This window comes from Caulobacter sp. P1_D6, assembly GCF_056406095.1.
Window position 1 is genome coordinate 1 of the sequence record NZ_JBFUAW010000073.1, and the last position, 7,303, is coordinate 7,303.

The 7,303-nt window shown below is 74.0% G+C and carries 1 protein-coding gene; it reads right to left on the reverse strand.

Annotation, left to right across the window (positions count from 1 at the left end):
* Window positions 1–145: 145 nt before the first annotated feature.
* A partial coding sequence (locus tag AC1DYP_RS24620) for a hypothetical protein (protein WP_477048539.1) occupies window positions 146–7,303 on the reverse strand: 7,158 nt, incomplete at its 5' end.

Consider the following 7,303-nt stretch of genomic DNA (forward strand, 5'->3'; position numbering starts at 1 on the left):
CTCCCAAATCCGCTCATCCCGGCGAAGGCCGGGACCCAGATCCCATAGCGGTGTGTCGGGCTGGAAGGGCTCAGCGCTTCTGGAGTCAGCCTCAAAGCCTTTCCATCTGGATCCCGGCCTTCGCCGGGAAGAGCGGATATTGGGGCTAGAACGGCAGCGTGAACTTCACCGCCAGGGCCTGGTTGCTGACCCGCTCGCCGAACTGACCCGTCCAGTTGACCCTGGCGCTGGCTCCCTTGGCGTTGACCAGCGACAAGCCCAGTTCCGCGTCGGCCGTGGTCTTGTCCAGCCGCCCCGCCACATCGAACGAGCCCGCCACCGGCGCGGCGCTTTCGAACGCGGTGGTGAACTGCGGCGCGCGGCCCGACAGCATGTGGCTGGCGCCGATCCGGGCATAGGGCCGGATCGCCGTGACGCCCTGCATGAACTCGCCGCCCACCTCCAGCTTGGCGCTGACACGCGTGGACTGGTCGGCCTGCTTGGGCGCGACCAGGTTCAGCGCGCCGGCGCCCTTTTCGGCGAAGGCGTCGGTCGAGATCCGGGCGTGGTTGATCTCGGCGATCGGCTTGGCGTAGGCCTTGTCGTCGCCGAAGCGGTAGCCCGCCCGGATGGTGATCGCCTGGAACGTCTGGCGCTGCTTGGCTTCCGCCATGCGCAGACCCGAAGGCAGCAGCACGGCGCGACGGGTGTCCACCGAGCTCGAGCCGGCGGTGAAGGCCATGGCCATTGTCGCCGGACCGTCGGCGGCCTTGACCACCGCGCCGAACTGATAGCGGTCGCCGTCGCCCTGGGTGCGGGTCGGGATGCCGGTCCGCAGGCTCTCGGCCGAGGCGGCCGCGCCGAACCGCCAGTGCGGGCCGATGGCGTTCTCGAAGCCGCCCGACAGACCGGTCGAACGCTCCTTGTACGCCATGTCCTGCGCCGTGGGGTCCAGCTTCAGTTGCCGCCCGCCGGCCTTGGCCCACACGCAGCTGTCGGCCTCGCCCTGCCCCGGCGTCGTCGGACAGGTCATCATCGAGTCCGTGAAGCCGGCGATGGCGAAGTTGGTCACCGCCACCTGGGCCGCGTAGGTCTCTGCGCTGAAGCTGTCGTAGTAGTTGGCCAGCTTTGTCTGCGAGGGTTCCCAGAACAGTTCGGCCGCCACCGGCGCGAAGGCGTTGGTGCTGCCGGCCAGCTGGATGTTGTTGATGTGGTCGCCGATGGACGTGCGGTTGGCGTTGAACCCGGCCGGCGAGAAGTCGACCACATAGTGCAGGTTCAGGTCGTCGGCCGTGGTCTTCAGCTCGAACATGGCGATCGACGAGACCGGGGCCACCAGTTGCAGGCCCGAGGCCGTGACCACGCCCGAACCGTTGAGGATCGCGGCCGTGTGGTCGCCCGGCAGGATGTGGCCCGGGTCGGCGATCTGCAGGACGAACTTGCCCTTCAGGTCCAGCGAGCCGGTGATGTCCAGGCGGTCGATCTCGCCGGCCTTGCCCGTCTTGCCCAGGTCCAGGTCGGCCAGGAACACGCCGGTCCCGGTCTGCTTGAAATCGCCTTCGACGCTGGAGACCTGCACCAGGCCGTTGCCGCCCGGCGTCAGCACGCCGTCATTGGTCAGCAGGCCGCCGTTCAGCTTCACATAGTCCAGCGTCAGCAGGGTCGAGGTCGCCGTGTTGCGGAAGGCGTTCGTCCCGCGACCCAGGTCGACGTTGCCGATCACGCCCTTGTTGCTGATGATCGTGTCGTTGCCGGTGGTCGCCAGGATCGCCAGGTTCGAGTCCGCCGTCACCACGCCGTTCAGGGTGATGACGTTGTTCTTGCCGCCGTCGACGAACACGCCCTTGCCGTAGACCGAGCCGCCGTGGACGTCGCCGTTCAGGGTGGCGTTGATGTCGGCCGCCGCATAGGTCGGGGTCGCCGCGGAGCCAAGGGCGGCCGGAGCCGCCAGGCTGTGCGAGCCGGCCGCCGGCACGTCGCCGGCCTGGCTCTGGAAGAAGGCCCCGATGCCGTTCTGGCCGCCCGCCCAGATGTTGCCGTTCTGGATCACGGTGACCGTGCCCGCGTCGCCCGTGCCGCCCAGCGAACCGGCGAACGACAGGCCCAGGCCACTGCCGAACAGGCCGCCGCCGCCGCCCACCGACTGGGCGAAGATGCCGACCGAGCCCGCGCCCAGCAGCACGATGTTCCCGGTGTTGGTCACCGTGACGTCGCCGCCGTTGCCGCCGTAGCCGTCCAGCGGATTGATGCTCATGTCGGCGTAGTCGCTGTAGTCCTCGCCGCCGTAGGCGCTGAAGTCGCCCCACGAGGCGATGCCCAGCGAGACGTCGCCGGCCACGCCGCCGCCGCCGCCGATGCTCTGGGCGAAGATCCCGTAGGCGCCGAAGCCCTCGGTCTGGATCAGGCCGCTGTTGGTGACGATGACGTCGCCGCCGTCGCCGGCGCTGCCGCCCACGCCGGAGAACACGATCTGGCCGACGCCGGTGATCGTCCCTTCGCCGCCCGTGCCGCCGCCGCCGCCGACCGACTGGGCCATGACGCCGTGCGACAGCCGGCCGGAGGTGTAGATCGCGCCGCTGTTGTCGACCGTGACCGTGCCGCCGTTGCCGGCCGAACCGCCCGTGCCGCCGATGCTGATGCCCCACGCCGGCTCGCTGAACGAGTCGATCAGGTCCTTGGCGGCGGTCAGCTTGCCGACCTCGCCCATCGTCTTGGAGAGGGCGTCGCTGTAGGAATAGGTGTCGGGACCGTCGTAGTCGGTGGCGCCGCCGGCGCCGCCGCCGCCGCCCACGCTCTGGGCGAACACGCCGCGCGACAGGGCCCCTTCGGTGACGATCGTCCCGCTATTGGTCACGGTGACGGCGCCGCCGTTGCCGGCCACGCCGCCCTGGCCGCCGATGCTGACCTCGCCGGCCAGGCCCGAGCCGCCGTCGCCGCCGCCGCCGCCCACGCTCTGGGCGAACACGCCGTGGGCGTCCTTGCCCTTGGTCCAGATCAGGCCGCTGTTGCCGACGGTGACCGCGCCGCCGTTGCCGCCGCCCGCGCCCGAACCGCCGATGGCGATCTGGCCGCCCTTGGCCTCGCCCTTGTTGGCCAGGTCGAGGAAGGTGACGATCTCTTCGCCCTGGGTCGAGATCAGGCCGCCGCGACCGCCGCCGCCGCCCACCGACTGGGCGAACACGCCGTGCGAGTCGCCGCCCTCGGTCAGGATCTGGCCGCTGTTGATCACGTCGACCTGGCCGCCCTCGCCGGCCGCGCCGCCCTGGCCGCCGATCGAGACGTTGACCGAGGTCGCCTTGGTCGTGCCGGCCGCCTTCTTGGCGAAGCCCAGCGAGAAGCCGCGGGCGTCGCCGCCGCTGCCGCCGCCGCCGCCCACGCTCTGGGCGACGATGCCGGTCGAGTTGCCGCCGATCGTGCTGAGCGAGCCGCTGTTGTTGACCTGGACCAGGCCGCCGTTGCCGGCCTCGCCGCCGAAACCGCCCAGGGCGACGGCGTAGGTGCCGTTCTTGCCCTGGCCGAAGCTGCCGGACGCCGCCGTGGCCACGCCCGCGTCGCCGCCGCCGCCGCCGATGCTCTGGGCGTAGATGGCGTTGGCCTGGGACTCGCCGGTGGTGGCCACCACGCCGCTGTTGGTCACCTTGACCACGCCGCCATTGTCGCCCGTCCCGCCCTGGCCGCCCAGGGCGACCGAGATGTTGTTGCTGTTGGAGCCCAGGCTGACCGTGCCGGCCCCGCCGGCCATGTAGTCGGACCACTGGTTCTCGTCGATGCCGGCCATGCCGCCATGACCGCCGCCGCCGCCGATGCTCTCGGCGAAGATGCCGTGCGACTGCTCGCCGGAGGTGAAGACGTCGCCGCTGTTGACGACCGTGACGTTGCCGCCCTCCGAACCCGCGCCGCCGAAGCCGCCGATGTTCATCGCCAGGTTGGTCGACTCGCCGCCGGACACCGCCAGGGCGCCCGCCGCGCCGCCGGCGCCGCCGCCGCCGCCCACGCTCTGGGCGAAGATCGCGATGGCGTCGTCGCCCTCGGTGACCACCAGGTCGGTCGAGGTGACCTTGACGTCGCCGCCCTTGCCGCCGCCGCCGGCCGAACCGCCCAGGGCGATCGAGACGTTCTTGGACTTCGCGCCGCCCAGGGCCGCCGAAACGGCCATGCCGCCCGAACCGCCGCCGCCGCCCACGCTCTGGGCGAACACGGCCGTGGCGCCGTCGCCCAGGGTGCCGACCTTGCCGTTGTTGGTCACCTCGACATAGCCGGCCTTGCCCGCCGCGCCGCCGAAGCCGCCGATCGACACGCCGATGGCGATGTTGTCGGTCGAGCCCAGGCCGCCGGTCAGGGCGCCGGAGAAGCCGCCGTCGCCGCCGCCGCCGCCCACGCTCTGGGCGAACACGCCGTACGAGCGCGCGCCGTCCGTGGTGGTCACGCCGTCGGTGGTCACGTGGACGTCGCCGCCCTCGCCCGCCGCGCCGCCCGCGCCGCCGATGGCGGCCGAGACGCCGACCGTGCTGGTCCCCATCGTCAGGGCCCCGGCGATCGAGAAGCCGCCCGTGCCGCCGCCGCCGCCCACGCTCTGGGCGTAGAGGGCGTGGGCTTCCTCGCCATAGGTCGAGGCGCCGACATCGCTGGTGACGGTGACGATCTTGCCGTCGCCGCCCGCGCCGCCGAAGCCGCCGATCGAGGCGCTGATCGCCTTGGGGGCGCCCGAGGACAGGGCCGCCGTCACCGAGGCCGAGAAGCCGCCGTTGCCGCCGCCGCCGCCGATGCTCTGGGCCTGGATCGCGTAGGCTCGGTCGCCGAGGGTGTAGATCACGTCGTGGCTGTGGACGGTCACGTCGGCGCCGTCGCCGCCGATCCCGCCGCCGCCGCCGATGGTCAGGGTCCCCGCGCCGGTGCTCTGGCCGGACGCGCCGCCGGCCGCCACCGAGAAGCCGCCGCTGCCGCCGCCGCCGCCGATCGCCTGGGCCAGGATGCCCGCCGCGTCGTCGCCCAGGGTGTAGATCTGACCGAAGCTGTCGACGGTCACCGCGCCGGCGTCACCGCCGCCGGCTCCGAAGCCGCCGATGCCGACGCCGACCGCGCCGCTGGTCTGGCCCGCGCCGACCGCCAGGGCCGCCGTCCAGCCGCCCGTGCCGCCGCCGCCGCCGATGCTCTGGGCTTGAATTCCGTTGGCGCGATCGCCGATCGTGCCGATGTCCGCGTGGCTGGTGACGGTGACGATCTTGCCATCGCCGGCCGAGCCGCCGAAGCCGCCGACGGTCAGGCTGCCCGAGCCGGACGTCTGGCCCACGCCCGCGCCCGCCGCCAGCGAGAACCCGCCGCTGCCGCCGCCGCCGCCGATCGATTGGGCCAGGACGCCCGTGGCGTCGTCGCCGAGGGTCAGGATCAGGTCGATGACGTCGACCTCGACCTCGCCGCCGTCGTTGCCCGCGCCGCCGCCGCCGCCGATGCCGACCGTGACCGCCGCGCCGGTCTGGCCCACGCCGACCGCGAGCGAACCGCTCCAGCCGCCGCTGCCGCCGCCGCCGCCGATCGACTGGGCCTGGACGCCGTAGGCGCGGTCGCCGCCGGTGACGATCGTGCCCTCGCTGCTGACCTCGACCCGGCCGCCAATGCCGCCCGCTCCGCCGCCGCCGCCGACGCTGACGCTGGCCGCGCCCGCCGTCTGGCCCGCGCCGACGCCGGCCGCCAGCGAGAAACCGCCCGTGCCGCCGCCGCCGCCGATGCTCTGGGCCAGCAGACCCGCCGCGTCATGGCCTTCGGTGATCACCATGCCGACACTCTCGACCACGACCTTCTTGCCGTCGCCGCCCAGCCCGGCCGACCCGCCGACGCTGACGCCGACCGCGCCCGCCGTCTGGCCGGCGCCCACGGCGAGCGAACCGCTCCAGCCGCCGTCGCCGCCGCCGCCGCCGACCGACTGGGCGTAGACGCCCGCCGACCGGTCGCCATGGGTGCGGATGTCTCCGATGGTCGAGACGGTCACCGCCTCGCCGTCGCCGCCGCCCAGGCCCGAACCGCCGACCGAGACCGAACCGGCCCCCGCCGTCTCGCCGCCCGCCACGCCGGCCGCCAGCGAGAAGCCGCCGCTGCCGCCGCCGCCGCCGATCGATTGCGCCAGGATGCCGTGGGCGTCCGCGCCCTCGGTTTCGAGGTCGCCGACGCTGGTCACCTTGACCGTGTCGCCGGCCCCGCCGACGTTGCCGCTGCCGCCGACCCCGACCGCCACCGTGCCGGCCCCGGTCCCGCCGGCGATGCCCAGCGCGCCGGTCCAGCCGCCCGAACCGCCGCCGCCGCCCACGCTCTGGGCGTAGATGGCCGAGGACCGCTCGCCCTGGGTGTAGATGTCGCCTTGGGTGTCGATGTCGACCTTGCCGGCCTTGCCGCCGCCACCGCCCGAACCGCCGACCCCGACCGAGGCCGAGCCCGCCAGCTCGCCGCCGGCGATGCCCGCCGCCAGCGAGAAGCCGCCCGTGCCGCCGCCGCCGCCGACCGACTGGGCCATCAGGCCCGCCGCGTCGTCGCCTTCCGTCACCACATTGCCGCGGCTGAGGATCGAGGCGTCCTTGCCGACGCCGCCGTCGTCGGCCGAGCCGCCGACCGAAACGCCGACCGCCCCGGCTCCGACGCCGCCGGCCCCGGCCAGCGAGCCGCTCCAGCCGCCGTTGCCGCCGCCGCCGCCGATCGACTGGGCGAACACGCCCGCCGCCCGGTCGCCACGCGTGTGAAGGTCGCCGCGGGTCACGATCTCGACCAACTCGGCGTCGCCGCCGCCGGCGCCCGAGCCGCCGACCCCGACCGAACCGGCCAGCGCGCCCTCGCCGCCCGCGATGGCCGCCGCCAGCGAGAAGCCGCCGCTGCCGCCGCCGCCGCCCACGCTCTGGCCGAAGATGCCCGTGGCGTCCTCGCCGAAGGTGTCGATCTGGCCGTCGCTGTTGACCCTGACCACGCCGCCCTTGCCGCCGACGTCGCCGCTGCCGCCGATCGAGACGCCGACCGAGCCGCCGGCCACGCCGCCCGCGCCGGCCACCGCGCCGCTCCAGCCGCCGCTGCCGCCGCCGCCGCCCACCGCCTGGGCGAAGATCCCGGCCGAGCGGTCGCCTTCGGTGACGATGTCGGTGACGCTGAGCACCTTGACCTCGTCGGCGTCGCCGCCGCCGCCGCCCTTGCCGCCGACCCCGACCGAGGCCGAGCCGGCCGCCGAGCCGGCCGACAGGGCCCCGGCCAGGGCGAAGCCGCCCGTACCGCCGCCGCCGCCCACGCTCTGGGCGTAGATCGCCGAGGCGTCGACGCCTCGGGTATGGATTTCGCCAGCCGTGTCGAC